This is a genomic window from Pseudomonas sp. FYR_7 (genome assembly GCF_043106155.1).
Lineage (GTDB): Bacteria > Pseudomonadota > Gammaproteobacteria > Pseudomonadales > Pseudomonadaceae > Aquipseudomonas > Aquipseudomonas parafulva_B.
The window spans coordinates 40,603-66,965 of the sequence record NZ_JBICMI010000053.1 but is presented as its reverse complement, the minus strand read 5'-3'; the positions used below and the strand labels follow the sequence as shown (position 1 = coordinate 66,965).

At 63.4% G+C, this 26,363-nt stretch carries 21 protein-coding genes; 9 read left to right on the top strand and 12 right to left on the bottom strand.

Going from position 1 to position 26,363, the window contains the following annotated elements; genetic code table 11:
• Positions 1-37 precede the first annotated feature (37 nt).
• The 4 genes from aldA to ACF8R3_RS13620 form a co-directional block, all read right to left on the bottom strand.
• Complete coding sequence (aldA, locus tag ACF8R3_RS13635) at positions 38-1,471, bottom strand: aldehyde dehydrogenase (RefSeq protein WP_058639297.1); 1,434 nt, start codon at positions 1,469-1,471, stop codon at positions 38-40.
• Between the two features lie 7 nt (positions 1,472-1,478).
• Complete coding sequence (locus tag ACF8R3_RS13630) at positions 1,479-3,602, bottom strand: PQQ-dependent dehydrogenase, methanol/ethanol family (protein WP_230375255.1); 2,124 nt, start codon at positions 3,600-3,602, stop codon at positions 1,479-1,481.
• Between the two features lie 240 nt (positions 3,603-3,842).
• Positions 3,843-4,547 (bottom strand): TraX family protein, encoded by a 705-nt coding sequence (locus ACF8R3_RS13625; protein ID WP_392474794.1) that lies wholly within the window; start codon positions 4,545-4,547, stop codon positions 3,843-3,845.
• A 6-nt stretch (positions 4,548-4,553) separates the two neighbouring features.
• A complete protein-coding gene (locus tag ACF8R3_RS13620) occupies positions 4,554-5,627 on the bottom strand; it encodes a metal-dependent hydrolase (RefSeq protein ID WP_392515771.1) in 1,074 nt (357 codons plus the stop codon).
• A 223-nt stretch (positions 5,628-5,850) separates the two neighbouring features.
• Here ACF8R3_RS13620 and ACF8R3_RS13615 point away from each other — a divergent pair, with 223 nt between their 5' ends.
• Positions 5,851-6,795 (top strand): alpha/beta hydrolase, encoded by a 945-nt coding sequence (locus tag ACF8R3_RS13615; RefSeq protein ID WP_058604556.1) that lies wholly within the window; start codon positions 5,851-5,853, stop codon positions 6,793-6,795.
• Here ACF8R3_RS13615 and ACF8R3_RS13610 read toward each other — a convergent pair.
• Both ACF8R3_RS13610 and hisN read right to left on the bottom strand, forming a co-directional pair.
• Positions 6,746-7,477 carry a hypothetical protein gene (locus ACF8R3_RS13610; protein WP_058639248.1) on the bottom strand — a complete coding sequence of 244 codons (732 nt, stop codon included), beginning with the start codon at positions 7,475-7,477 and terminating at the stop codon, positions 6,746-6,748. The two genes, ACF8R3_RS13615 and ACF8R3_RS13610, sit on opposite strands and share 50 nt — an antisense overlap.
• Before the next feature lie 113 nt (positions 7,478-7,590).
• Positions 7,591-8,382 carry a histidinol-phosphatase gene (gene hisN / locus ACF8R3_RS13605; RefSeq protein ID WP_058604555.1) on the bottom strand — a complete coding sequence of 264 codons (792 nt, stop codon included), beginning with the start codon at positions 8,380-8,382 and terminating at the stop codon, positions 7,591-7,593.
• Positions 8,383-8,596: 214 nt separating this feature from the next.
• Here hisN and ACF8R3_RS13600 point away from each other — a divergent pair, with 214 nt between their 5' ends.
• A complete protein-coding gene (locus tag ACF8R3_RS13600; RefSeq protein ID WP_230375251.1) occupies positions 8,597-8,770 on the top strand; it encodes a hypothetical protein in 174 nt (57 codons plus the stop codon).
• Positions 8,771-8,810: 40 nt separating this feature from the next.
• On the opposite strand, the gene ACF8R3_RS13595 is transcribed toward ACF8R3_RS13600, so the two are convergent.
• The gene (locus ACF8R3_RS13595; protein WP_230379094.1) at positions 8,811-9,041 is read right to left on the bottom strand and encodes an AMP-binding protein; all 231 of its coding nucleotides are present in this window, start codon (positions 9,039-9,041) and stop codon (positions 8,811-8,813) included.
• A gap of 124 nt (positions 9,042-9,165) precedes the next feature.
• Between ACF8R3_RS13595 and ACF8R3_RS13590 the strand changes: the two genes are divergently transcribed.
• Entirely contained in the window at positions 9,166-11,301 is a 2,136-nt protein-coding gene (locus ACF8R3_RS13590) for a TonB-dependent siderophore receptor (RefSeq protein WP_196121802.1), read from the top strand.
• A 51-nt stretch (positions 11,302-11,352) separates the two neighbouring features.
• On the opposite strand, the gene ACF8R3_RS13585 is transcribed toward ACF8R3_RS13590, so the two are convergent.
• Both ACF8R3_RS13585 and ACF8R3_RS13580 read right to left on the bottom strand, forming a co-directional pair.
• Entirely contained in the window at positions 11,353-11,874 is a 522-nt protein-coding gene (locus tag ACF8R3_RS13585; RefSeq protein WP_058604547.1) for an acyloxyacyl hydrolase, read from the bottom strand.
• A 366-nt stretch (positions 11,875-12,240) separates the two neighbouring features.
• The gene (locus ACF8R3_RS13580; RefSeq protein WP_058639239.1) at positions 12,241-13,110 is read right to left on the bottom strand and encodes a LysR family transcriptional regulator; all 870 of its coding nucleotides are present in this window, start codon (positions 13,108-13,110) and stop codon (positions 12,241-12,243) included.
• 106 nt (positions 13,111-13,216) lie between these two features.
• Here ACF8R3_RS13580 and ACF8R3_RS13575 point away from each other — a divergent pair, with 106 nt between their 5' ends.
• A complete protein-coding gene (locus tag ACF8R3_RS13575; protein WP_197844450.1) occupies positions 13,217-14,602 on the top strand; it encodes an aldehyde dehydrogenase family protein in 1,386 nt (461 codons plus the stop codon).
• A gap of 313 nt (positions 14,603-14,915) precedes the next feature.
• Here ACF8R3_RS13575 and ACF8R3_RS13570 read toward each other — a convergent pair whose 3' ends face one another.
• Together ACF8R3_RS13570 and ACF8R3_RS13565 are read right to left on the bottom strand one after the other, a co-directional pair.
• Entirely contained in the window at positions 14,916-16,826 is a 1,911-nt protein-coding gene (locus ACF8R3_RS13570; RefSeq protein ID WP_392515726.1) for a hypothetical protein, read from the bottom strand.
• Between the two features lie 101 nt (positions 16,827-16,927).
• The gene (locus tag ACF8R3_RS13565) at positions 16,928-17,827 is read right to left on the bottom strand and encodes a helix-turn-helix domain-containing protein (protein ID WP_392515725.1); all 900 of its coding nucleotides are present in this window, start codon (positions 17,825-17,827) and stop codon (positions 16,928-16,930) included.
• Positions 17,828-17,988: 161 nt separating this feature from the next.
• On the opposite strand from ACF8R3_RS13565, the gene ACF8R3_RS13560 reads away from it, so the two are divergent.
• The 4 genes from ACF8R3_RS13560 to ACF8R3_RS13545 all read left to right on the top strand — a co-directional run bounded on the left by ACF8R3_RS13560 (position 17,989) and on the right by ACF8R3_RS13545 (position 23,852).
• Positions 17,989-19,347 (top strand): glutamine synthetase family protein, encoded by a 1,359-nt coding sequence (locus ACF8R3_RS13560; protein ID WP_392515724.1) that lies wholly within the window; start codon positions 17,989-17,991, stop codon positions 19,345-19,347.
• 67 nt (positions 19,348-19,414) lie between these two features.
• The gene (locus ACF8R3_RS13555; protein ID WP_196121889.1) at positions 19,415-20,503 is read left to right on the top strand and encodes a polyamine ABC transporter substrate-binding protein; all 1,089 of its coding nucleotides are present in this window, start codon (positions 19,415-19,417) and stop codon (positions 20,501-20,503) included.
• Positions 20,504-20,516: 13 nt separating this feature from the next.
• Complete coding sequence (locus tag ACF8R3_RS13550) at positions 20,517-21,812, top strand: NAD(P)/FAD-dependent oxidoreductase (protein ID WP_392515723.1); 1,296 nt, start codon at positions 20,517-20,519, stop codon at positions 21,810-21,812.
• Between the two features lie 120 nt (positions 21,813-21,932).
• Positions 21,933-23,852, top strand: coding sequence for an acyltransferase family protein (locus ACF8R3_RS13545; protein WP_392515722.1), 1,920 nt, complete (start codon positions 21,933-21,935; stop codon positions 23,850-23,852).
• A gap of 12 nt (positions 23,853-23,864) precedes the next feature.
• On the opposite strand, the gene ACF8R3_RS13540 is transcribed toward ACF8R3_RS13545, so the two are convergent.
• On the bottom strand, positions 23,865-25,241 hold the full coding sequence (locus tag ACF8R3_RS13540; RefSeq protein ID WP_196142754.1) for an L-serine ammonia-lyase: 1,377 nt from the start codon (positions 25,239-25,241) through the stop codon (positions 23,865-23,867).
• 146 nt (positions 25,242-25,387) lie between these two features.
• On the opposite strand from ACF8R3_RS13540, the gene ACF8R3_RS13535 reads away from it, so the two are divergent.
• A complete protein-coding gene (locus tag ACF8R3_RS13535; protein ID WP_058639231.1) occupies positions 25,388-26,341 on the top strand; it encodes a LysR substrate-binding domain-containing protein in 954 nt (317 codons plus the stop codon).
• Positions 26,342-26,363 lie beyond the last annotated feature (22 nt).

Genomic DNA, 26,363 nt, shown 5'->3' with positions numbered 1-26,363 from the left:
CCTGCCGTGACGGCGGGGCACTGGCAACTGCCGAGCTTCAACCCTGGATGTAGACCACCTGCGTGCGCGTGTACTCATAAAGCCCATGCTTACCGTCCGCCCCGCCTATGCCCGACTTGCGGGCCCCGGCGTGGAAGCCTTGCATGGCCTCGAAGTTTTCGCGGTTGATGTAGGTTTCGCCAAAGTCGATTTCCCGGCATGCCTTGAGCGCGGCGTTCAGATCGCGGGTATAGAGCGACGAGGTCAGCCCGTACTCGCTGTCGTTGGCCAGGGCAATGGCTTCGTCCAGGTCCTCCACCACCTGGATCGGTAATACCGGCCCGAAGATTTCCTTGCGCATGATCTCCATGTCGCCCGCGCAGCCTGCCAGCACGGTGGGCTGATAATGAAAACCGCTGCCAAGGTCGGCCACCTGCCCGCCCGTGACCACCTGCGCGCCCTGGGCCTGGGCGGTGCGCACCATCTGCGCCACCTTGTCCAGGCCGGCCTGGTTGATCAGCGGCCCCATGTGCAGGTCCTCCTGCGTCGATGGGTCCCCATAGCGCGTGGCGGCCATCGCCTGGGCCACCTGATCGATGAACCGATCGGCCACCTGGCGCGCCACGTACACGCGCTCTGCGCAGTTGCACACCTGTCCGGTGTTGATCACCCGCGAGGCGACGATCGCGTTCACTGCCAGGTTCAGGTCGGCATCGGCCAACACGATGGCAGGCGCCTTGCCGCCCAGTTCCAAGTTCAGCTTGGTGATGTTCGGCGCCGCCGCTGCCATGATCCGTGCACCGGTCGCCACACTGCCGGTGAAACTCACCATATCCACGCCGGGGTGACTGGACAGGCCGTGGCCCACGGCGGCGCCTGTGCCGCCGACCACGTTGAACACCCCGGGTGGCAGGCCGGTTTCGGCCACCAGCCGGGCGAACGCGTAGCAGTTGATCGGGGTTTCCTCACTGGGCTTGACCACGATGGTGTTGCCGGTGATGAGCGCCGGCGCCATCTTGCGGGCGATCAGGAAGAACGGGAAGTTCCACGGCAGAATGCCTGCCACCACGCCCACCGGTTTGCGCATGAGAAACACATGCTCGGCCTGACGGTCGCTGGTCAACACCTCACCTTCCAGGCGCCGCGCCCACTCGGCCATGTAGTCCAGATAATCGGCCGTGAAGCCGACTTCCACCTGGGCCAGAGCCGGGACCTTGCCGCCTTCCAGGGTAATGGTCCGGGCCAGCTGGTCGGCATTGGCCCGTATCCGGCTCGCGATAGCACGCAGGTAGCCCGCGCGTTCCTGCGCAGGCCGGGCTGCCCAGGCCTTCTGAGCCCGGCGTGCCGCGCTCACGGCCTGGTCGACCTGAGCCTGCGAGGACTCAGGCACGCGACCGAGCAACTGGCCGTTGGCCGGGTTATGGACCTCAAGCAAGGCTTCACCGGGTTCGAACCGGTTGTCGATGAAGTTCTGGTAGACCGAATCGTTCATGGGCATTTCACTCCTGTGGTGCATTGTCAGCCAGCGATGAAGGGCTTGCCGGGCGGGCGCTGAACCGCTTCCAGACCTCGCCCTCCTCCTGCAAGTCGTGGGCACGCTTGATCAGGTACTGATGGACCTGCTCGACCTGCTCGGGGTTGAGGTTGTCGGCGAACGAGGGCATGCCATCGGGCACCCTGCCGCCGTAGAGAATCCCGAGGAACATCTGGTGCTTGTCGGCGCTCAGCTTGCGCAGGTCCGGCAGTACCCCGCCGCTGACCGCATGAATGCCGTGGCACTGGGAGCAGTTGCCGTCGTACAGCGCAGCGCCTGCGGCGACCGTCTCGGCGTTGGCCGTCAATGGCGGCGGCTTGGGCGCATCGGCAGGCGGGGCCGGCTCGCGCAGCTTGGCCGTGCCGCCCAGCTTGTAGGTCAGCACCTGTGCGTAGGGCTGCACGCCTGCACGCAACGAGAGTGCCCCAGCGAATGTGGAAAACGCGCCGCCCCAGCCCGCCATGAAGGTGACGTATTGTTCACCGTCGACGGCATAGGTGATCGGTGCGGCCATCACGCCGCTGGCTGCAGGCGCTTCCCACAGCTTCTTGCCGGTTTCGGCGGCATAGGCAATGACCCGGCCGTCGGCGCTGCCTTCGAACACCAGGTTGCCGGCCGTGCTCAAGGTGCCGCCATTGAAGATGGTGATGTACGGCACTTCCCAGGCAGGCGCCTGCTTGACCGGGTCCCAGGCGATCAGTTTTCCTGACCAGGTCTTGGCCATGTCCAGTAGCCCTTCGGCGCCTTCGGGCATCATGCCGGTACGCAGCCCCAGCTGATAGACGCTTTTGAACGGGTTGCGCTTGGGCGCTTCGGGCACGTGCTCGTAGTAGGCGGACATGATGTGGGCCGGGATGTACACCAGCCCCGTCTGCGGGTTGTACGACATCGGGTGCCAGTCGTGCGCCCCCCAGAACGCCGGGGTCACCAGTTTGCGCTTGCCGTCCTTCCAGTAGGCCGCCGCCTCGTCATCGACGATGGGCCGGCCAGTCTTCATGTCGATGCCCTTGGCCCAGTTCACCGGCACGATGTTCTTGGCCGACAGCAACTCGCCGGTTTCCCGGTCCAGCACGTAGAAGAAGCCATTCTTGGGCGCCTGCATCAGCACCTTGCGCGGCTTGCCGTCGATGGGCAGCTCGGCCAGGATCATGTGTTGGGTGGCCGTGAAGTCCCAGGCGTCGCCGGGCGTGGTCTGGTAGTGCCAGGCGTACTCGCCGGTATCGGCATTCACCGCCACGATCGAGGACAGGAACAGGTTGTCGCCCTTGGCCTGGCTGCGCCATTTGGGGTCCCACATCGCGCCGTTGCCCACGCCGATGTACAGCAGGTTCAACTGCGGGTCATAGGCGAAGGAATCCCAGGCTGTCCCGCCGCCCCCCCACTCGACGTAGGCATCCCCGTGCCAGGTCTTGCTGGCGATCTGCATGGCCTTATCCTCAGGCGGTAGCTTCGGGTCGCCCGGTACGGTGTAGAACCGCCATGCCTGGCGGCCGGTCTCGGCGTCGTAGGCGGTCACATAGCCACGCACGCCGAATTCGGCGCCGCCATTGCCAATCACCACTTTGCCGTTGACCACCCGCGGCGCACCGGTGATGGTGTAGCTGCGCGTGGTATCGGCGCGGGTGTCGACCGACCACACCCGCTTGCCGGTCTTGGCGTCGATGGCCTCCAGGCGACCGTCGAGCACACCGACGTAGACCTTGCCCTGCCACACGGCCACGCCCCGGTTGACCGCATCGCAGCAGGCCTCGCCCGCACGGTTGCGGTCGGACTGCGGGTCGTACTTCCACAGCAGCTGGCCGTTGCGCGCATCCAGCGCGTACACCACCGAGAACGGCCCCGTGGTGTACATCACCCCATCGACCACGATGGGAGTCGCCTCCACACCGCGGTCCAGGTCGAGCTTGTAGCTCCACGCCAGCCCTAGCTGGCTGACGTTGCTCTGGTCGATAGTCTTGAGGGGGCTGAAGCGTTGCTCGTCGTACGTGCGGCCATGGCTCATCCAGTTGCCGGGCTCTTTGTCCGCATCAATGATGCGTTGCCCATCGACACCGGCGGCAAAGGCCAGGGGTGTCCAACTGAGGGCCATGGCCAGGCAGCCGAGTGCAAGGCGTTGGGGGCCTGATCGATTCATGCGCTGTTCTCCGTTCTTGTTATGGCGACGCTGCGACGAGCGTCATTCCAGGCTAGAGCAACGGCTGTGCCAAACCGCCGGCTGACGGTCGGAGATACCGCGGTAGAGCCTTTGGCCGTCAGTGAGCAGGGGCCGGATACGGGCGAATGCTCGACACAGTTGCGTCAACCTTGGGTCAGAGGTGGAACAGGTGTGTCACAGCTGAACAATGCCCGCAGCTTTGATCAGCAAAAGGTGCAGCGGGTAGAACCCATAGCCCCAGCGACCCACTGCCGGCACGCGACGCCATCGGCTGTGCAACAGGCCGTTGCCGACCGGGATGGCCACGGCGGCAACCGTCAGCGTGACCCAGGTAAAGGGGGCGCTCAGGTGCGTCATCAACCAGCTGTTGGTCAAGTTGCCGGCAACTGCCGACAGGCACGGCACAAGCCACATTCGGCCCCCGTAGCGGTGGGCAAGCACGCAGGCGGCGGGTAGCAGCACCCCTGGCAGGCCGTACATCAGGTACGGGCTGCCAGCCCAACCTGCGCCCAGCGCGACCAGCCCCAGCAGCCGCGTTGCCAACTGGGTATGCTGCACGCCCCAGGCCAGCAGCAGGCCCAACAACAGCGTCGGCATGATGCTGAACGTGGTCGAGCCGCTGTCCAGCCAGCGGTAAGCGGGCTCGGACAGCACCGTGAACAGCAGCATCAGCCCCAGGTACCGCCCGTGGTGGCGATCAAGCAACGTGTCAGGCCCGCGCCGCACCACGTTCATGGCCATGGCCAGGCAAAAGAGCGGAAACGCCAGTCGGCCAACCACGAACAGGCCGTGGGCCTGCGGCCAGAGAAAGCGCAGGTGGTCAGCGACCATCGCCAGCATCGCGACCCACTTCACCAGGTCCAGCCCGCCTGAGCGCATGGGTGGCTACTCCACCTGGCCTTGCCCTGGCGTTGCAATGCGTGCGGTCCAGGCGGCCAAGGGCAGCGGGGGTTGCTGGAAGACGATGCGGCGCCAGATCAACCCCAGTGCCTGCCCGTCGAACAGATCGCGCGGGCCGCTGGCAGTGTGCACGGTCGGCTGCTGCGTCTGCCAGCGGCCCTGCTCGCCCTTCCGTGCCATGTCGAAGCGGAATGTGTAGTTGCCCGGCGTACCCATGCGCAGGTCGGTCACCACCAGCCGGTCGCCGACCTGGTCGTAGCGCAGCCAGTCGTCGGTGAACCAGCGCAGCCGCTGGTGCAGCGGATCGTTTGCCAACACCTGGGCCAATGACAGGTTGCGGTTCAGGCGCAGCATCTCTGGCGACTGGCGGTCCAACAGGCTACTGACCCCTTCGTAATAGACGCCGTCCGGCGCTTTGGCCAAGACCCGCCAGACCAGGCTGTTAAACGCCATGGGCACTGCCCGAACCTCGCTCACAGTCACGCCCTTGGCATCGAGCGCGGCCTGGAAACGGTGTTCTGCCAGGGTACGGCTGGCAAGGCCCAAGCCCAGGTACGTGGTGCTCAAAACCAGCGCCACGGCCATGAACCGTAGTGCGCGGGCATGGGTGCCACGCACGGTGGCGTAGGCCACCGCCACCAGCAACGGTACGGTATACACAGGATCGATGATGAACACGGCCGCCCAGCTTTGCGGGGTCACGTGCAAGGGCCAGAGCAGCTGGGTGCCGTACACGGTGAACGCGTCGAGCACAGGGTGGGTCACCAAGACCAGCCAGAACGTCAGGAATAAGCGGGACAGCGTATAGCCTTTGTCCGGCCAGGCCCTGTTCACCAGCCATGCCAGAAGCGCTGCCAGCGCGGTCAGGACGAACACTGAATGGGAAAAGCCGCGGTGGTAGGTCATCTGCGAGACCGGGTCGGCGTAGCGGATGATCACGTCCAGGTCCGGCAGTGTGGCCAGCGCAGCGCCGTAGACCAGGGCCCGACGGCCCTGAATGCGCCCCAACAATGTGCCTTGCAACGCAGCGCCGAGAACGGCTTGGGTTATCGAGTCCAAAACAAAGCCTTCGTCAGGAGGGTGTCGGGCCACGCTACCTGCTTGCGGGGCGCTTGCGCAATCGGCGCACCGTGCGCACGCTCGCGCTGGAAACAGCTTGCAAAGAAGCTGACCCGCCGCCAGGTAATATTTCTTACATATGACCTGCAGCATTTGATAGAACTACGCCACGCTTCTTGTACGCTCCCGCGCCTTGACCACTTTCGAGACCCCCAAACTCCGTATGTCTACCCGGTTGTTCTCCGCCCTACGCCGCCGTTGGTTCAGCTGGCTGTGCGCTGCCACCTTGGTGCTCGCCCTGCCCGCCGGGTGCTCGGTCTTGCAGCACAAGGAACGCGAGCTGGTGTTTCGCATCGAGCCCGGCCAGGCCAGCTGGTTCCATGGCCTGCCCGGCGGTGTTCAGGAGCTGGACCTGCGCCCGCGTACCTTCGCCGAGAACCAGAGCCTGCATGCCTGGTGGTGGCCCGCAAAACGCGCCGATGCCCCGGCCATTCTTTACCTGCACGGTGTGCGCTGGAACCTTACGGGCCAGCTGTTTCGCATCGAGCAGCTGCACGCCATGGGTTATTCGGTGCTGGCGGTGGACTATCGCGGCTTTGGTCGTAGCCGAGGGGACTTGCCCTCGGAAGCCACCGTGTACGAGGACGCTCGCGTGGCTTGGGAGCGTTTCGCCCAACTGCAACCTGATGCCAGCAAACGCCTGATCTATGGGCACTCCCTGGGTGGGGCCGTGGCGGTCGACCTGGCGCGCACGCTTACCCGTGAAGCCCGAGACACGCGCACCAGCGCCCCGGCGCGAGGGCTGATCCTGGAGTCCACGTTCACCTCGTTGGGCGATGTGGCAGGGGTGGTCGCCAATACATCGCTGCCGGTGCGCTGGCTGCTGTCGCAGAAATTCGACTCGCTGGGCAAGATCGGCGACATCGACCTGCCGGTGCTGCTGGTCCATGGCCTGGACGACCGCTACGTGCCCTCGCGTTTCAGCCAGCAGCTGTTCGAGGCCGCGCGCGAGCCCAAGACGCTGTTGCTGGTGCCGGGTGCAACGCACAACAACAGCATGAGCCTGGCCGGGCAGCGTTACCGCAAGGCCATCCAGGCCCTGCTCCAGGCGCAGCAGGTCACTGTACCGGCAGGAAATTCATCAGCAGCAGGCTTTGCGCATAATTGAGGCCGATACGGCGGTAACGCTCGTCGAGCAGCTCGGCCAGCAGGTCGAGGCGGGCAACCACCTTGCCGAACTCCACGGCAAAACTCAGGTTGCTGCCCTCCTCCGAAATTTCATTGGAGAACAGCAACAACACACCGTTGGCGTCCTGCCGCTGGCTCAGCATCCAGGTGGCTTTTTCGATGTTGCGCGCGGCGTTGTTGATGAACAACGGGTCGAGGGTGTCGGTCATGTAGAACGCGGTGCGCCCACCGTGGGCGGTGATCAGCATACTGCCGATGGCGTAGATGAACGCACCCACTCGATCACCGCGAAACTCCGGGCTCAAGGCATAACTCAAGGCAGCCAGGTCGCGTCGATTGCCCAGTTGCGCCAGGGGTTGGCGCTGCTCGATGGCCAGGCGGATCTGGCGCTCGGCCGTGGCCGCGTCCAGGTAGCCTGAACGTTGCAACTGGTTGGGATTGCGCAGGTACAGCTTGTTCATCAGCAGGTAGAGGCTTTGCAGGTTGTCGCGCATCGACAAGGTGGCCAGGCGGTCCACACTGGTCTGGAACAGCTCGCTGGGTTTGCCTTCGCCCAGCTGGTTGACGATGTCGCGCCCCTGCTGCTGGGTGCAGGCGCACAGGCTGGCCAGGGAGCCTGCCAACAGCAGGCGAACTATCGTGGAGCAACTGCACACTACCATCGGCACCGCTTCGTTTTCGGCGGCCACCGCGGGGATCGCGGCGGCCTGGGCCTAGCATAGAGCCCCGAAAGCCAAAAAAGTGCGGCAAGCGCCAGTCCGTGCAGTGACCTGAATTACATCGCGCCGCGCAGCAGCTCCACGACCTGGGCATGCAAGGCCGGGTCACCACAGGCCACCACGCAACCGCCCTGCTGCGCGCTGCTGCCATCCCAGGCGGTGATCACCCCACCTGCGCCCTCGATGATGGGCATGAGCGCCTGCACGTCATAGGGCTGCAAGCTGGCTTCGACGATGACATCCACAAAGCCCGACGCCAGCATGCAATAGGCGTAGCAATCGCCACCGTAGCGCATCAGCCGCGCCTGGCTGGCCACGTGCTCGAACGCAGCCTTGCGCGCAGGCGTATCGAACATGTCAGGGGTGGTGCACATCAGCGTGGCCGCTGCCAGTTCCTTGCAGGCGCGGGTCTTGAGCGCTCGCGTGCCCGACCAGGCACCTTCGGGCGTGCCGATGAACCGTTCGCCGGTAAAGGGCTGGTTCATCACCCCCACGACTGGCCGGGTACCGTCGTTGAGCGCGATCAGCGTGCCCCACAACGGCAGGCCGGTGATGAAGGCACGGGTGCCGTCGATCGGGTCGAGCACCCAGGTCAACGGGCTGCTGCCCACGGCCACGCCCGCCTCTTCCCCGAGAATGCCATGGTCTGGATAGCGCGCCTGGATCCGCTCGCGCATCGCGTCCTCGGCCGCCTTGTCGGCGACGGTGACCGGGTCGTACAAGCGACCGCCTTTGTCCTCGACCTCCAGGCTTGCACGAAAGTAAGGCGTGATGGCCGCGCTCGCAGCATCGGCCAACTGCTCGGCAAACTCACGAAACTCGGCAATCTGTTCGGCGCTCAGGGGCATGGAAATGGGGCCTTGTGCTAGTCAGGGAGGCGGCATGATAGCAAACCCGCTGATCGGCATGGCGCCCACAAAACAATATCAATATGGCATCATCGAGCCTTGATTTAGCCAGGACTCGCTCGTTGTACTAGCATACCTGTCACGCACCGATGCCGACCCAGGATGAGGGCTTGCACCACAGCCGGGCTTCTGCCCTGGCCTCAAGGACGATTCGATGAGCATCAATTCCATTTATCCGCAGATCGGCAAGATCATTGCCAGCATCCTGATGGCGACCTGGGCCAAGCGCAAATTGGGCGCAGTGCCAGTCCACCAGGTTGGCCAACATGCGTTGCTCGACCATCACCCCTTGGGTTGGCCGTTGGAGCCAGAGGTAGAGATGACGTAGTCCAAATCCGTACTCGTTTGTGGTGCGAATGAGAAGCTGGCTACGGGCCCGGTAGGCCACGACGGGTTGTCCAGTTCGATCTGTGGCCTGCCGTGCTTGGGCAGCGCGGTGCGAACCGCGAAAGGGTCAGGACCACGTGCGGGGCGCTGTCCTGCAACAGGTAAGCGATACGCTCTGCCGGGTGAGCCGGATCGATCGGCACGTAAGCGCCGCCTGCCTTGAGCACCGCAGCCTGACCAAATGGATGGCAGCTGGCTAGCGACCTGCTCATTACCGCCTGCGCATACAGAGCACAGGTGTAAACCGAAACAGATGCATTTGATAATGATTCGTAGTATTTTTCGCGGCGCGGTTAAACCTCCAACCTCAGCGCCCTACTTAGGATCGTACTGTCGATGCGTCGCACGTTCGTCTCGCTTTGTGTACTTCACGCCGTTTCTCCCCTGGCGTTTGCCGACCCGGCCTCCCCGCCCGACACCGCGCAAATCGAACTTCAAGCCTTGAGCATTACCGGCAGTGCCGACGCCGAGCGGGCCGATGGCCCGGTCGAGGGGTACAAGGCCAGTCGCTCGGCCAGCGCCACGCGCACTGACACCGCACTGCACGAGACGCCTCAGTCGGTCAGCGTGGTGCCCAAGGATGTCCTGCAGGATACTGGCGCCACGCGCCTGCAGGACGGGCTCGATTATGCCGGCGGCGTAGGCCGTGCCAACAACTTCGGCGGCCAGGGCCTTACCACCTTCACGGTGCGCGGCTTTACCACTGGCGAGTTCTACCGCAACGGGTTCCCGATCAACCGGGGCTACCCCAACGCGCCCGACGCCAACACGGTCGAGCGCCTGGAAGTCATCCGCGGCCCGGCCAGCAGCCTGTATGGCCGTGGCGATCCGGGGGGCACCTTCAACGTGGTCAGCAAGCAACCCCTACCAGACCCTAAAGTGACCCTGGGCAGTCAGTTCGACGACCAAGGCATGCACCGCGCTACCCTCGATGCCACCGGGCCGCTGAACGAGGATGGCTCCGTGGCCTACCGGCTCAATGTGCTGGGCGAAGGCGGCGACAGCTTCCGTGACGATGTGCAGGGCGAGCGCTATGACGTAGCGCCAGTACTCAGCTGGCAGGTCAACGACAGCACCAAGGTGGTGTTCGAAGGCGACTTCATGCGCAACAACCACCCCCTCGACCGTGGCCTGACCCGCTACGCTAGCCAACCGCGCAGTGCCTCGCGGGACACCTACATCTGGGAAAAGGGCAGTGACAACCTGCTGCACAACGACAACAACATGGCCCAGGTACGCTTCGAGCATCTGCTCAACCAGGACTGGACGCTGGCTGGCGGTTTCCAGTTCCTCGATGGCAGCCTGCACGGCAACGCCGTGGAGGCCAACAAGGCCCCGGTGGATGGCCGCACCCTGGAGCGTAACTTCAACTGGCGCAAGCTGCAGTGGACCGACCGGGACTGGCAACTGAACCTGACGGGGCACTTCGACACAGGCGCGTTCAGCCACACCTTGCTGACCGGCGTCGAATACGAGAACTACGATTACAACTCCATCATCCAGCGCTCCTCGGCGCGCGATGGTACCTACCCCATCGATATCTATCACCCGGTACTGGGCCAGCCTCGCCCTGCCCTGACGCGCACCACCACCTGGGACAAGGAGAACCTGCAAACCTGGGCGTTCTTCATTCAGGACCAAGTGGCCCTGACCGAACGTCTCAAGGCGCTGGCCGGGGTACGCCTGGAGCGCTTCGAGCATGACTACGACGACAAGATGCCCACCAACCGCGACTTCAGCAAAGGGGAAAATGGCGTCACGCCGCGCGTTGGGCTGATCTACGACCTGACCGATACCCTGGCGGTGTACGCCAATACCGCGCGCTCGTTCAAGCCCAACACCGGCACGCCCGCCAGCGGTGGCGGCTTCGATCCGGAAAAGGGCAAGTCTTATGAGCTGGGGTTGAAGTGGGCGTCGCTCGATGGCCAGCTGAGCGCGGATGCCGCGGTCTATCACATCATCAAGGAAAATGTCCTGGCCAACGATCCAAGCGACCCTACCAACACCTTCAAGGTGGCCGCAGGCCAAGTGCGCAGCCGCGGGCTGGATATCAATGTGGCAGGCAACCTGACCCCCGAATGGCGCGTCATCGGTGGCTATTCCTATGTCGACGCCGAAGTCACCAAGGACACCAGCCTGCCCAGCGGTACGCGCCTTGCCAATATCCCGCGCAATACCTTCAGCCTGCTGAACACCTACGAGTTTCAGGACGGTTTGGCCAAGGGGCTCGGGTTGGGCGTTGGGGTGAAGTATGTGGATGACCGCGCCGGCCAGACCGCAACCACCACCTACACCATGGAGCGCTACAGCGTGGTGGACCTGCTGAGCTTCTACAAGGTGAACGAGCACGTACGCCTGAACCTGGACGTGAAGAACCTGTTCAACAAGGGCTATGACGAAGGCTCGTTCAACACCTACGCCTATCCCGGCGCGCCGCGTACGGTGCAGGCCGGGGTGGCCTACACCTTCTGACAGGCACTCGACCGGCTCGGCGGCAACGCAGCCGCCGAGCCGGGCTGTTCATCAGAAGCCTTTGCTGTAGAACAGCGAGTACGACTCGATGCCATCGTTAGGCTGGCGGATGCCGGCGTTGGAGTAATGGATGGCGCGGATGCCGACCTTCTGCTCCGACGGCAACTTCAAGCCCAGGCCAATACGGTCTTCGAAGTTGAAGGACGAGCCCAGGCGCTGGTCGCCGACACGGGTCTTGGAAAATGCCGCGATACCGATACCCGCTTCGATGTAGGGGGTGTAGGTGAAGCCGCTGAACTCATAGGTGAACACCGGGCTGAAGGACAGCGAGTGGGCACCGCTGGCGTCACCGCCTTCCCAATAGGTGTAGCCCGCGTCCCAGTAGCCGGTCAGGTGACCAACACTGGTTTCGAACCACTGCTTGTCCCAGTCGAAGGACAAGCCTGCACGGTAGGTCATGTCGCCTTGGCTGGTAACACCGACAGCGCCGGAAACCTGAGCAGCCTGGGCCAGGTTCGCCCCGGCGAAGGCCAGCACGGCGGCAGCCAACGAAGCAGCGATACGGGATTTCATCTATGACATCTCCTGATGGTAAGTGCGACAGCTGGAAGTCTGGACCCTGGGTCAGTCGGTTGCATCAGCCTGCTGAGCATCGACTGGACGGCCTGGGGCTTTGACCTCTCGAAATTTTTGGTAACCGAATCTCATGTTTCGGTCACACGATGTAATAATTGCCGGATTATGGTCAGTTGTATAGGAACTTGGAAGTAGATTGCTATCACTTCTCGTGTTCCTTAGCCGTTTACTACTTGGATTGGGCTGGATAGGCGCGCTAGACCGCTTTCCATATCCAAGGCCCTGGCATAGTGGTCCAACGCATCGAGCCGGCAACGGATGCCTAGACTGGTCACTGTAAGAATCGTTCAAAATCATTTTGAATCAGGTAGATGAGATACTTTCTTCAAGTAGATTCACGAACGTTGACAAGCTGCGCGAGACCGTTCCACGGCGCCAGACCAGCCAGGTCTTGAGGTAACGGAAGTCTTCAGACATCGGCCAGGCACTGACCGTGCTGCACCCTGGCATGTTCTCCAGCATCGTGCGCGGCATCATGGCCAAGCCTGCACCGGCACTGACGCACGCCAACATGCCATGGTAGGACTCCATTTCGTGGATCTTGCGTGGGACGGCCTGATCGTTGACGAACCAGTTCTCGAAATGGTGCCGGTACGAGCAGTTGGCGCGAAAGGCGTAGATGTTTTCGCCGTTCACGTCTTGCGCCCGGGTCACGGGCGCGTGGTTGAGGGGCGCGATGATCACCATCTCTTCTTCGAAGACCGGCATGCCCTCCAAGGTCGGGTGCAAGACCGGCCCGTCGATGAACGCGGCCACCAGCCGACCCGACAGAACACCCTCTAGCATGGTGCCGGATGGTCCCGTGGACAGATCCAGGTCCACCTTGGGATAGCGCTGGTTGTAGGCTGCCAGCACGGCCGGGATGCGCACCGCCGCGGTGCTTTCGAGCGAGCCCAGTGCGAACGTGCCCTGCGGATCCTCCCCTGCCACCGTGCTGCGCGCCTCCTGGACCAAGTCGAGGATGCGCCGGGTGTACTCCAGAAAATTCCAGCCGGCCGGGGATAAGCGCAGGCGGCTTTTTTCGCGAATGAACAGGTCTACGCCCAAGTCCTCTTCCAGTTGCTTGATGCGCGTGGTCAGGTTGGAGGGCACCCGGTGGATATGCTGCGCCGCTGCACTGATGCTGCCTTGCTCGGCGACTGCCTTGAACATCTCAAGTTGTATCAGGTCCACGGCTTTCTCCGAACGTGAATGAGTGGCTCATTATTATTCAGTTTTCATTAAATCCCTAGCCCACTAGGCTGAGCCCACTGCATACCTACAGCGAGAGTGTCCCGCCATGAATGCGATCAGCAGCCAGACCCACGCCATCTCCCTTGACCCGTACACCGGCGAACAGATCGGCGCCTACCCGTTCGACACCGATGCCGCGCTCGAAGCTGCGCTAACGCGGGCCAAGCATGGCTACGGCCAGTGGAGCCGGCTGTCGGCCGATCAGCGCAGCGAGCACCTCCTGGCGCTGGCCACTGCCCTGGAGACTCAGGCAGAGACGTTTGCCCAGATGATCAGCCGCGAAATCGGCAAACCCATCACCCAGGCCCGTGGTGAAGTCAGCAAGTGCGTGGGGCTATGCCGCTGGTACGCCGAGCACGGCCCCGCGATGCTCGCGCCTGAAGCGACCCAGGTCGAAAAAGCCCGCATCGAATACCGCCCGTTGGGCCCGATCCTGGCCGTGATGCCTTGGAACTTCCCCGTCTGGCAGGTGCTGCGCGGCGCGGTACCGGCGATTCTGGCGGGTAACACCTACGTGCTCAAGCATGCCCCCAATGTGATGGGCAGCGCCTACCTGCTGGATAAGCTGTTCAAGGATGCGGGCGTTCCAGAGGGTGTGTTCGAGGTGCTCAACGTGACACCGGACGGTGTGACTCGCGCCATCAACGACCCGCGCATTGCGGCGGTGACCTTGACCGGCAGCGTGCGCGCCGGCATGGCGATCGGTGCTCAAGTCGGTGCTGCGCTGAAGAAGTGCGTACTGGAACTGGGCGGCTCGGACCCTTTCATCGTGCTGGCCGATGCCGATCTGGATGCAGCCGTGCAGGCAGCAGTGATCGGGCGGTACCAGAATACCGGGCAAGTGTGCGCGGCCGCCAAGCGCTTTATCGTCGAGCAGAGCATCGCCGAGGCCTTCACACGCAAGTTCGTTGAAGCAACGCAGGCCTTGAAGGTGGGCAACCCGCTTGAAGAGGCGACCTATATCGGACCCATGGCCCGCTACGATTTGCGCGACGAGCTTGATGGCCAGGTGCAGGCCAGCCTTGCCGAGGGCGCTACGTTGTTGCTCGGCGGGCACAAGGTCGAAGGTGTGGCCAACGTTTACGCACCGACCGTGCTGGGGGATGTAACGCCGCAGATGACAGCCTTCAGGCAGGAACTGTTCGGCCCGGTTGCGGCGATCACCACCGCGCGGGATGCCGACCATGCCGTGGCGTTGGCCAACGACAGCGAGTTTGGCCTGGCCTCGACCATCTACACCGCCGACTATGCCTTGGCCGAGCGCATGACGTCGGCGCTGGAGACCGGTGCGGTGTTCATCAATGGCTACTGCGCCTCCGACCCCCGTGTCGCCTTCGGCGGGGTGAAGAAAAGCGGGTTTGGGCGTGAACTGTCGCATTTTGGCGTGCGTGAGTTCACCAATGTGCAGACGGTGTGGTTGGATCGCAACTGAGGCGCTGGCAGGCTTGGGTGCCGTGTTGCGGGGTTAGTTTTACACCGTCGGGGGCCGCTGCGCGTCCCCATCGCGGTGCAAGACCGCTCCTACACGCGAGCCGGTGGGTTTCATGTAAGGGGCAAGACAGTCACCCTAGACGCAGCGGCCGGCTCAGGGTTACGCGGTCCCTGTAGGAGAGGTCTTGCACCGCGATGGGCCGCGCAGCGGCCCCGGCTTTATAACGCCTAGACTGGCCCCCTGCCCTACAAGGCCCCATACACCCATCACCGCAGATCACGCGTGCAGCACTGATCCCACGCTCCATCTGCCATCAGTCGCGCCCCTGATCCTTCACCCAATCGAGCATCCCACCCGGCACGATCAGCTCGTGCCGAGCCCTGGAACACGCCGTGTACAGCCCCGCCAGTAGCCGGGCGCGCTCGTTGCGGTTGCCTGTCACCTGTTGCGGCACCATCAGCTCTGGCGACACCATCACCCGCGCGAACTCCATGTTCCTCACATCCCGGACCCGTCCCAGGAACAGCTTGGGCGCCTTGTCCCAGCGGTAGCGGCTCTTGGCCTTGGCAAAATGCTGCGAGGTATACCCCTTGCCCAGCATCGAAGCCACGGCGATGAACGCCTTGTCGTCCCCTTTGTGCTCGGCCAGCGCCTGCCAGCTGGCGTACCGGAACAGCATCGGGTGCCGCGGCCGGGTGCCGTGGCGGTACAGCTCGATGCAGTCTTCGACAAACAGCTCGAAGTCCTTGCGTGCCCCGTGCAGCATCACAAACGCAACGCCAAGGTGCGTCAGGCGCTGGAACCAACCGAACAGGCCCCACTCATCCTCGACGATCAAGGCCGTTGGCTGCTCGGGCACGGTCACGCTGTCGAAGAAACTGACGCGTGTGTAATGCTCGGCACTGCCGCTGAACGCAGCCTGGATGGCAGCCGGATGCGCCTGAATCAACGGGTTGAGCACATTGTCCATGGCCGGCCCGACCCGCAACGAATGGTCGATGTAGCGTTGACGAATGAACCCACCATGATGGGCGCTCAGGCCATTGAGGTTCTGCAGCTCGTCACCCAGCGCAATCACCGATTGCGGGCTGCGGTCGAGCACTTCGAGCATGGGCGCTGACAATTCGTGGGCTTCGTCCACGATGACATGGGTATATCGCGCATCGATCAGGTAGCCGGATAGGGCAAGCAATTTGACCCGGTGATAATCGCGCAGCGGCAACTGAACGTCCCTGGCCGGGGGGCGGATCAGCGCCTGCCAGTAAAGGCGCGCCTTTTCGAGCAGCACGTGCTGGTCCAGCGGCGTGATACCCGGTACGGACGACGGCAAATGGTGCAAGCCAATCTGCGCGTCGCCACTGTGGCAAAAGGCGCGCACCGCGCGTACGCACACGCCCACCACGTCGACGGCGGCCAGCGGCCCGACGTCGGGCAAGCCGAGCCAGCGCACGATCTGCGCCTCCTGCGGTCGCCAGGACTGCCGGGTGCGGTACGGGTCACGCAATCGCCAGCCGGTGCGGGTCAGGTCGCGGTTTAAAAGCTCATCGGCCAGTTGCCCGAATGTCATGGCCGTGTAGGCCTTTGCATCCTTTACCCGCGCCTGCAGCGCCCGCAGCTGCCCCTCGGTCAGGGCCAGCAGCAAGGTGCGCTGCGGATCGAGCAACCTGGCGAACTGATGAATCAGAAAGGTCTTGCCGGTGCCTGCAAAACCCTGCACAGCCACCGATTCGTCCACCCCGCTGAGAAACTCACGCAACAGACGGTTTTGCTGATCACTGAGCCTAAGATCGCTGGCCAGCGACGGCAGGTGTACGGCATGCAGGGGCGTGACGCGCTGCCGGTACAGGTCGGCGAACTGGTAGTTCCACTGCCCCTGATCGTCCAGCAACTCGTCCGGCGAATGAACAACCTCAGGCGACAACAGCGCCACGCCATTTTCGCCCAGCATGCCCAGGCCCATGGCGAACACTTCGCGGTCGAATTGCTGCTGCACCTGCGCCTGAAAACGCCCGGGCGCTGCCTGCTCGACCTGCTGGGCAATGCGCAGCACCTCAGCGAAGCGCCGCTCCTGGGCGTCGGCCGTGAGCGGCGCCCGTTGACTGGCCAGGCGCTGGACGAACAGCATGGCAGCCGCTTGCAGCACACTGGCCGAGGCAAGTGGATCGGCACAGGTGCCGGCGGCGAGGTTGTCGGCCTGGTCACTGGGCAAAGGCAGGTAGAACATCGGCACCTCAGATGTTTATCAGGGCGGCAAGATAGCAATTTTATCGCCCTGATGCAGGCACCAAGAACCCTTGGATCGTCATGCCGCAATGCGGGGGCTGCTCAACCCTTGGCGCGCCGCAGCGTGTCGCTGGGAAGTTCCTTGAACAAATGCCTGTAACTGTTTGAAAACCTTCCTAAATGCCAGAATGACCACCGCATTGCTACTTCGGCCACGGTACCGCTGGCCCCATCGAGCAGATCCCGCCGGGCGCCGTTCAGGCGTCTTAGCCGCAACCAGTGCGCAGGGGTCATCCCTGTGAAGGCCTTGAATGCCTGTTGCAATTGGCGCAGCGAAACGCCTGCAACGCTGGCCAGCTCGACCAGGTTCAAGGTCTGCTCGGGGCAATCGGCGGCCCAGTCACTGACACGGCGCATGATGGCCCTTGCCTCCCCCCGCTGCCCCAGCGCCACGCCCTGCAGGCGCTGGCAGGCGTTGTCCAGAATGAACAGGCAATCCTGCAGCAGTTGCTCGGCCAGGGCTTGCCCCTGCACACAACCCTGTGATTGCCCCAAGTGGGTCAGCGTGGCGCTGAGCCAACTGCCAAACAGCGCCGTTTGCCCGCTGCCCAGCGGCACCATGAACAGGCCATCAAGGCGTTCGAGGTCCAGCCCATGGCTGAGCAGGAAGGCCTGCTCGAACACCACGGCCACTTCCTGGTAGTGCTCAGGGGTGATCCAGATGTTGCGAGTATGCTCATTGAGCAGGTACAGGTTGTTCTCGCTTCGGTCGAAGCAGAAGGTCAGCGAGCCCGAAGGCGGTCGAAAGAATTGTTCCACCCGGGTGTTGAGCCGTTCCTCGTACACCTGCAGCCCGTCCAGTCCCAGACAGCGAAGCTCGCCGCTGAAATGACCCGGCGACATTTGCCGGTAGTGCTGCTGCCACCCAGGTGTGACGCGGATCTGCTCGGTGACATCGTGAGTGTGGTAAGCCTGGACCTGCAAGGCATCTGCGGTATTCACGCGACATCCTTTGTGCACTCTTATGGTGCATTCGACAGCGTAGAAAGTGGATAGATCGTAGCCGGGACTGCGACCAAGATAGTCGCCAGCGCGTCGACTGGGAAGCCAATGCCTGTTCACCTGTGATGCCGCGCACTCACCGATAACCTCAAGAGGTCCGTATGAACGCCCCCTTCGATCAGCTGTCCGCCTGGCTGAAAGAGCACCGCATCACCGAGGTCGAATGCGTCATCAGCGACTTGACCGGCATCGCCCGCGGCAAGATCGCCCCTACCGCCAAGTTCCTGCACGAACGGGGCATGCGCCTGCCCGAGAGCGTACTGTTGCAGACCGTCACCGGCGACTATGTCGACGATGACATCTATTACAGCCTGCTCGATGCGGCCGACATCGACATGATCTGCCGGCCTGACCCCAGTGCGGTGTACCAAATTCCCTGGGCCATCGAGCCGACCGCCATCGTGATCCATGACACTTTCGACAAACAGGGCAACCCGATCGAGCTGTCACCTAGAAACGTTCTCAAGAAAGTGCTGCAACTGTATGCCGATAAAGGCTGGCAACCCATCGTGGCCCCTGAGATGGAGTTCTACCTCACCCAGCGCTGCGAAGACCCGGACCTGCCATTGCAGGTGCCGCTGGGCCGCTCCGGGCGTGCCGAGAGTGGGCGCCAGTCGTTCTCCATTGACGCGGCCAACGAGTTCGACCCCTTGTTCGAGGACGTCTACGACTGGTGCGAATTGCAGGGGCTGGACCTGGACACCCTGATCCATGAAGACGGCCCTGCGCAGATGGAGATCAATTTCCGCCACGGTGACGCGCTTGACCTGGCCGACCAGATCACAGTGTTCAAGCGCACCATGCGCGAAGCGGCCCTCAAGCACAACGTGGCGGCCACGTTCATGGCCAAGCCCATCACCGATGAACCCGGCAGTGCCATGCACCTGCACCAAAGCGTGCTCGACGTGGCCACCGGCAAGCCGGTGTTCGCCAACGATGACGGGACCATGAGCCAGTTGTTCCTGCACCACATCGGCGGTCTGCAACGGTACATACCCAAGTTGTTGCCGATGTTCGCTCCCAACGTCAACTCGTTCCGCCGGTTCCTGCCGGACACCTCCGCCCCGGTCAACGTCGAGTGGGGCGAAGAGAACCGCACCGCAGGCCTGCGCGTTCCCACGTCCACGCCCGAGTCCATGCGGGTGGAAAACCGCTTGCCGGGCGCAGACGCCAACCCTTACCTGGCCATCGCCGCCAGTCTGCTGTGCGGCTATCTGGGCATGGTCGAGCAGATCGACCCCAGCGCGCCGGTCCAGGGCCGGGCTTACGAACGGCGCAACCTGCGCTTGCCGATCACCATCGAGGATGCGCTGCAGCACATGGAAGACTGCCAGACCGTTCAACGCTACCTGGGCAAGTCATTCGTGCAGGGCTACGTGGCGGTCAAGCGGGCCGAGCATGAGAACTACAAGCGCGTCATCAGCTCATGGGAGCGCGAGTTCCTGATGCTGAGCGTCTGATCCTGCAAGGGCCGCAACGCGGCCCCTCAGCACCGTACACCCACAACAATGCCAACGAGGTGTCGTCATGCATTACCTGAAAGCCCTGATCCCTTCTGCATTCACCCTGTTGTTCGCGGCCACCAGCCAGGCAGCGCCGACGGTCAGCGTGTACAACTGGACCGACTATATCGGTGACACGACGCTGGCGGACTTTCAGGCCAGCACCGGTATCAAGGTGGTGTACGACGTGTTCGACTCCAATGAGACCCTCGAAGGCAAGCTGCTGGCAGGTCGCACCGGCTATGACGTGGTGGTGCCGTCCAACCACTTCCTGGCACGCCAGGCTCAGGCGGGCGCCTTCCTGCCGCTCGATCGCAGCAAGCTGACCAACTGGCAGCACCTGGACCCCAAGCTGCTCAAGCTGCTGGAGCAGAACGATCCCGGTAACCGCTATGCAGTGCCCTACCTATGGGGGACCAACGGCATCGGCTACAACGTGGACAAGGTCAAGGCAGCCTTGGGCATCGATCGGGTGGACTCCTGGGCGGTGCTGTTCGAGCCCGAAAACCTCAAGAAACTCAAGCAGTGCGGCGTGGCCTTCATGGACTCGCCCGATGAGCTGTTCCCGGCCATGCTCAACTACCTGGGCATGGACCCGCGCAGCGAGAACACAGCGGACTATCCCAAGGCCGAGGCGCGCCTGCTAGCCCTGCGGCCCTATATCACCTACTTCCATTCCTCCAAGTACGTCTCGGACCTGGCCAACGGCAATATTTGCATCGCCTTTGGCTATTCGGGCGACGTGTTCCAGGCCGCCAACCGCGCGGCAGAGGCCAACAATGGTGTGAAGATCGCCTACAGCATCCCCAAGGAGGGCAGCAACCTGTGGTTCGACCTGCTGGCCATCCCCAAGGATGCCAACAACCCCGAGCAGGCCCTGGCCTTCATCAACTACCTGCTCGACCCACAGGTGATCGCCAAGGTCAGCGCGACGGTCGGTTATGCCAATGCCAACCCCGATGCCAAAGCATTCATGGACCCGGCGTTGGTGAACAACCCCGAGGTCTACCCACCCCAGCAGGTGCTGGACAAGTTGTACATCTCTACGACACAAAGCCCGAAGATCATGCGCCTGATGACGCGCGCCTGGACCAAGATCAAGTCCAATCGCTGAGTGAGCCTTACCCATGCCTTTATCTGCCGAACATGCCGCGTCCTACTATGCGGCCACTGCCCGTGATACAACCCGCTATCCGTACCTCGACGGCGAAGTCGATGCCGATGTGTGCGTCGTCGGCGGCGGCCTGACAGGGGTCAACACCGCACTGGAACTCGCCGAGCGCGGCCTGTCGGTGGTGCTGCTCGAAGGCCGGCGCGTGGGTTGGGGTGCCAGCGGGCGCAATGGCGGCCAGCTGATCCGTGGCATCGGCCATGATGTCAACGGCTTCGCTCGGTACGTGGGCGAGGACGGCGTGAGGTATCTGAAGCAGGCAGGCATCGACTCGGTCACCCTGGTGGCTGAGCGCATCGCCCGCCACGGCATAGCATGCGACCTGCGCTGGGGCTTCTGCGAGCTGGCCAATACCCCCGCCCAGTTCGCTGCCTTTGTCGCCGAGCAGCAGGAGCTGGCGGCCTTGGGCTACCAGCCTCACACCTACCGGGTGCCGGCAGAGCGCCTGCGCGAAGTGGTTGGCAGCGACCGTTATGCAGGCGGCATGGTGGACATGGGTTCAGGGCATCTGCACCCATTGGATCTGGTGCAGGGCGAAGCCCGAGCGGCGCAGTCCCTGGGGGTGCAGATCTTTGAACAAAGCCCGGTCATGCGCATCGACCATGGCTCCACCGTAACGGTGCACACCGCGCACGGCAAGGTACGCGCTGCCAGCCTGGTACTGGGTTGCAATGCCCACCTTGAGGGCCTGGAGCCCAGGCTCAGCGGCAAGGTGCTGCCAGCGGGTAGCTACGTGGTCGTGACCGAGCCACTGGAGGAAACGGTCGCAATGTCGCTCATTCCCCAGGACATGGCCTTGTGTGATCAGAAGGTGGGGCTGGACTACTATCGCCTGACCGCCGACCGGCGCTTGCTGTTCGGCGGTGCCTGCCAATACTCCGGGCGCGATCCCCGCGATATCGCCGCGTACATGCGGCCCAAGGTGCACCGGGTGTTCCGACAGTTGGGCGAAGTGCGCATCGACTATCAATGGGGCGGCATGATCGGCATCACGGCCAACCGCTTCCCACAGGTCGGGCGACTGCGTGATCATCCCAACGTCTACTATGCCCAGGGTTATTCGGGCCATGGGCTGAACGTCACACACTGGACGGCCAGGCTGCTTGCCCAGAGCATCGCGCTGGGGCAAAGCAAGGGGCTGGATGTGTTCAGCGCCGTGCCCCACCTCACGTTCCCCGGCGGCAGAGCGCTGCGCTCGCCCCTGCTGGCCCTTGGCATGTTGTGGTACCGGCTGCGCGAGGCCCTGGGGTGAAGACGTTCAGGTACAGGCCATGGGCCATGTGGTAGTCTGCGCCCCTCGAAATGCATGGTCGCGCCGACCATGCCAAAAGGAAGCGGGCCACCCGGCCCAGGCCAGATCAGGACCCCTCCCATGCTGTTTCACAAGAACATCAACGCCCTGCGGGCGTTGGCCGTCATATCGGTCGTGCTGTACCACTTCAAGATCCCGGGGTTCTCGGCCGGGTTTCTCGGCGTGGATGTGTTCTTCGTGATTTCGGGCTACCTGATGACCCGGATCATCGTGAGCGGCCTGCACAAGCAGCAGTTCTCGCTGATCGGTTTCTACGCGGCCAGGGCCAGGCGAATCATTCCGGCGCTGCTGGGGTTGTGCATCGCCCTGGCCGTGTTCGGGTATTTCTTCCTGGCGACGGACGACTACCGGGAGTTGCTGCGCACCAGCAAGGAAAGCCTGCTATTCACGTCCAACCATTATTTCGCCCGTGACGGCAGTTATTTCGATGCACCGCTTCAGGAAAACTGGCTGCTGCACACCTGGTCGCTGTCGGTGGAGTGGCAGTTCTACCTGATCTACCCAGTGATCGTGATGGGCCTGCACAAGGTGTGCGCACCGCCTACGTTCAAGCGGCTTGTGTTAGCGCTGGGTGCCGGTTCGCTGGTGTTCTCGGCGCTCTACAGCCCAGGCCATCCGGTCGCATCGTTCTTCCTGCTGCCTACCCGAGCCTGGGAAATGCTCGCCGGTGCTCTGGTGTTCCTGTATCCGCTCGCGCTTTCGCCCAGGGCGGCGGCACTGTGCGAAGCCCTGGGCCTTGCACTGATTGCAGGCGCCCTGGCACTGCTGCCCCACGACGCTACCTGGCCGGGTTACCTGGCCCTGATACCGGTGATCGGCACCCTGCTGGTGATCCACGCCAATGCCAACAGCCTGTTCGCACGCAACCGGGCACTGGCATTTCTGGGCAAGACGTCTTATTCGATCTACCTCTGGCATTGGCCATTGGTGGTGTTGCTCTATACCTGCGGGCTGCTGCAAGACTGGCGCGCGGTGACCTGTGCGGTGCTGTTGTCGGTTGCGCTGGGCGCGGCGTCCTATGGGTTGATCGAAAGCAGGACACGCGCCCTCAAGCGCCCAGTACTGGGCCTTGCCCGTTACGCAGGCATGGGCCTGGTGTGGGTGGCGGCGGCAGGGGCCGTGGCCTCGGCAATCAAGCACAACCCGCAACTGCGCTGGGCCCACGATGACGGCAAGCCGGAGTACGACAGCAAGCTGTACGCACAGCATTGCGACACCAACCCGTACGGGGCCGCACAGTGCGTATTGGGCACCGGCGATATCTCGGCCCTTCTGCTGGGCGACAGCCATGCCCAATCCACCGCCGCGGCCTTGATGCTGGAAAACCCCGGCGCGGCGATGGGCTGGGCACGGGCCGGCTGCCCTACCCTGATCGACTTCGAAATGGGCGACAAGGACGTCGAGCAGCACTGCAAAGCCTTCAACGCCGACAAGTTCGCCCAACTGGCCACGGACTACCCTGGCGTACCCTTGTTCCTGTTCAGCCGCGCAGCGCTGTATACCGACCAGCGCCGGCACAGTGGCTATAGCGTCTACTTCAACGGCGACAAGCACCAAAGCGGCCCGCAATTCGAGCAGCAGTTCATCCAGACCTACACCCAAACGGTGTGCATGCTGGCACAAAATCGCCCGGTGTACATCGTCAAGCCGGTGCCGGAAATGCCGTTCAGTGTCTACAAGGGCCTGACCCTGCAGCACCGGCTTCTAGGCATGAACAGCGACATCGTCACGCCTGTGAGCGATTACCAGGCCCGCAACCGCCTGGCCCTGGAAGCCATCGAGACGGCGGCCGAACGCTGCCACGCAGGTATCGTTGACCCGGTGCCCTACCTCTGCCCGGACGGCAAGTGCATGGGTTCAAAGGACGGCAGGCCGCTGTATTTCGATGACAACCACTTGATTGACGCGGGCAACGAACAACTCAAGGGCCTGTTCAAACAGGCCATGCACAGCAGCCCGGGTTCGACTGCCCTGCGCTGAAGCGCAGGGTGCTCAACACTCCACGAACGCAACGGCCAGGCCGCCGCGAGAAGTTTCCTTGTAGTTGGCGTGCATGTCCGCACCGGTGTCGCGCATGGTGCGGATGACGCGGTCCAGGGAAATGAAGTGTTCCCCGTCACCGCGCAGCGCCATCTGCACAGCGTTGATCGCCTTGACCGCGGCGATGGCATTGCGCTCGATGCAGGGCACCTGAACGAGGCCGCCGACCGGGTCACAGGTCAGGCCCAGGTTGTGCTCCAGCGCAATTTCAGCGGCATTTTCCAGCTGCGGGGGCGTAGCGCCCAGCAGCTGCGCCAGGCCTGCGGCTGCCATCGAGCACGCTGAGCCCACCTCGCCCTGGCAGCCTACCTCGGCACCGGAAATTGACGCATTCTTCTTGCACAGGATGCCCACGGCCGCAGCCGCCAGGAGGAAATCCACCACGTCGTCATCGCAGGCGCCGGGGTTGAATTTCATGAAGTAGTGCAACACGGCCGGGATGATGCCGGCCGCGCCATTGGTGGGTGCGGTGACCATGCGCCCACCGGCGGCATTCTCTTCATTGACCGCCAAGGCGAACAGGTTGACCCACTCCATGGCGCTCAAGGTAGAGCCGATGACGTTGGGCTTGCCCAGCTCCTGCAAGCTGCGGTGCAGCTTGGCCGCCCGGCGCTTGACCTGCAAGCCGCCCGGCAATACGCCCTCGTTGCGCAGCCCATTGTCGACGCACTCGCGCATGGCCGCCCAGATGCGCAGCAGCCCGTCGCGCACCTGCGCCTGGGGCCGCCACGCGCATTCGTTAGCCATCATCAACTGCGCAACGCTCAGGCCATGCTGGCTACACAGCGCCAGCAGCTCGGCTGCGCTGTCGAACTCGTAAGGCAGCGTGACGGTTGGCGACAGGCCCACCGGCGCTGTCAGCTCGGCCTCCTCGACAATGAACCCGCCGCCTACCGAGTAGTAGGTCTGGTGCAGCAGGCTTGCCTGCTGGTCGAACGCCTCCAGGCGCATGGCGTTGGGGTGATAGGGCAGGTTTTCATCGAGCAACAGCAGGTCGCGGGCGTAGTCGAACGCCACAGGATGACTGCCGTCGAGCATCAGGCAATGCTCTTGCAACACTTGGCCGATGCGCGCATCGATGCTGGCAGGGTCGATGCGGTCTGGCCATTGTCCCATCAGGCCCAGCAGGCAGGCTCGATCAGTGGCATGGCCCACGCCAGTGGCCGACAGCGAACCATACAGGCGTACTTCGACACGCTGGGTGCTGTTGAGCAAGCCTTGCTCGCGCAGCGCTTGGGCAAACGTGGCGGCGGCGCGCATGGGGCCGACCGTATGCGAACTGGATGGGCCAATACCGATTTTGAAAAGGTCGAAAACACTGATAGCCATGCTAATACCTGACGGGCGGTTGCTGCTGCCAAAACGCCCAATACTTGAAAACCTCAGGCGCACAGGCCCGTTTCGCGAGATACTGCGCCCCTGTGCTACAAATGACCAACGAAACTTCCTAAGCCAGCCTTTAGCAGGACTAAACCATGAGACGCCAACTGACAGGGCAATCCTTCGTCTGGCTGCACGTGTTCGCCTGTGCCGCCCGTCACCTGTCGTTCACCCGCTGCGCCGAGGAGCTGCATATCACCCCCGGGGCCGTAAGCCAGCAGATGCGCCAACTGGAGGAGCGCCTGGGTTATCGGCTGTTCCTGCGCCGCGCCCGTGGCGTGGAACTGAGCGCCGAAGGCCAGCGCCTGGCTCAGACGGTGGCGGACGCCTATGGCAGCATCGAGGCAGAACTGGTGCGCCTGGATGCAGGTGAAATACGCGGCACCGTACGGGTGCGCTCGATCCCCTCGTTCCTGGCCAAGTGGCTGACCCCGCGGCTGTCACGTTTCCAGCAACGCTACCCCGACATCGAGCTGCGGCTGGTGGCCGAGGACAGCGCACAGGCCCTGACGCCTGGGGATTTTGACCTGGCGATCGACCTCAACGACGGCAGCTACCCCGGTATGCTGTCGACGCCGCTTCTGGCCGAGCAGATCTTCCCGGTCTGCTCCCCAGCCCTGCTGCGTGGGCGTCCCCCGCTGCACGGGCCAGCGGACTTGGTGCACTACCCGTTGCTGCACGACATCACGGCCTGGCGAGGCAGCTCGGAATATGCCGAATGGGAGTTCTACCTGGAAGGCATCGGTGCGCCTGCGCAAGCCGTACGGCGTGGCCACACCTTCAACCGCAACCACCTGACCATCGAGGCGGCCATTGCGGGCCTTGGCGTGGCCATTGCCCGGCGTACCCTGCTCAACGACGAACTGGAGCGTGGCGCGCTGATCGTGCCATTCGGGGTCGCCATCCCCAACCACAAGCGCTACGTGGTGCACTACCCGCCTGGCGGGTTGAACCAGCCCGGCGCACGTGCGGTACACGACTGGCTGGTGGCAGAAGCGCAGGCGTTTCGAGAATTGCATCCCCTGACTGGCGCACCGCAAGATCTGTAGCGCAAAACACCCAGCCTGTCTG

Coding starts and splice junctions, on each gene's coding strand:
- hisN (WP_058604555.1), bottom strand. CDS start 8,382: ATGCCCCTGAGCGCCGAACAGATTGCCGAGTTTCGTGAGTTTGCCGAG.
- ACF8R3_RS13610 (WP_058639248.1), bottom strand. CDS start 7,477: ATGGTAGTGTGCAGTTGCTCCACGATAGTTCGCCTGCTGTTGGCAGGC.
- ACF8R3_RS13585 (WP_058604547.1), bottom strand. CDS start 11,874: ATGAAATCCCGTATCGCTGCTTCGTTGGCTGCCGCCGTGCTGGCCTTC.
- ACF8R3_RS13630 (WP_230375255.1), bottom strand. CDS start 3,602: ATGGCCCTCAGTTGGACACCCCTGGCCTTTGCCGCCGGTGTCGATGGG.
- ACF8R3_RS13535 (WP_058639231.1), top strand. CDS start 25,388: ATGAGACGCCAACTGACAGGGCAATCCTTCGTCTGGCTGCACGTGTTC.
- aldA (WP_058639297.1), bottom strand. CDS start 1,471: ATGAACGATTCGGTCTACCAGAACTTCATCGACAACCGGTTCGAACCC.
- ACF8R3_RS13575 (WP_197844450.1), top strand. CDS start 13,217: ATGAATGCGATCAGCAGCCAGACCCACGCCATCTCCCTTGACCCGTAC.
- ACF8R3_RS13550 (WP_392515723.1), top strand. CDS start 20,517: ATGCCTTTATCTGCCGAACATGCCGCGTCCTACTATGCGGCCACTGCC.
- ACF8R3_RS13615 (WP_058604556.1), top strand. CDS start 5,851: ATGTCTACCCGGTTGTTCTCCGCCCTACGCCGCCGTTGGTTCAGCTGG.
- ACF8R3_RS13595 (WP_230379094.1), bottom strand. CDS start 9,041: ATGAGCAGGTCGCTAGCCAGCTGCCATCCATTTGGTCAGGCTGCGGTG.
- ACF8R3_RS13545 (WP_392515722.1), top strand. CDS start 21,933: ATGCTGTTTCACAAGAACATCAACGCCCTGCGGGCGTTGGCCGTCATA.
- ACF8R3_RS13625 (WP_392474794.1), bottom strand. CDS start 4,547: ATGCGCTCAGGCGGGCTGGACCTGGTGAAGTGGGTCGCGATGCTGGCG.
- ACF8R3_RS13590 (WP_196121802.1), top strand. CDS start 9,166: ATGCGTCGCACGTTCGTCTCGCTTTGTGTACTTCACGCCGTTTCTCCC.
- ACF8R3_RS13540 (WP_196142754.1), bottom strand. CDS start 25,241: ATGGCTATCAGTGTTTTCGACCTTTTCAAAATCGGTATTGGCCCATCC.
- ACF8R3_RS13560 (WP_392515724.1), top strand. CDS start 17,989: ATGAACGCCCCCTTCGATCAGCTGTCCGCCTGGCTGAAAGAGCACCGC.
- ACF8R3_RS13555 (WP_196121889.1), top strand. CDS start 19,415: ATGCATTACCTGAAAGCCCTGATCCCTTCTGCATTCACCCTGTTGTTC.
- ACF8R3_RS13600 (WP_230375251.1), top strand. CDS start 8,597: ATGAGCATCAATTCCATTTATCCGCAGATCGGCAAGATCATTGCCAGC.
- ACF8R3_RS13570 (WP_392515726.1), bottom strand. CDS start 16,826: ATGTTCTACCTGCCTTTGCCCAGTGACCAGGCCGACAACCTCGCCGCC.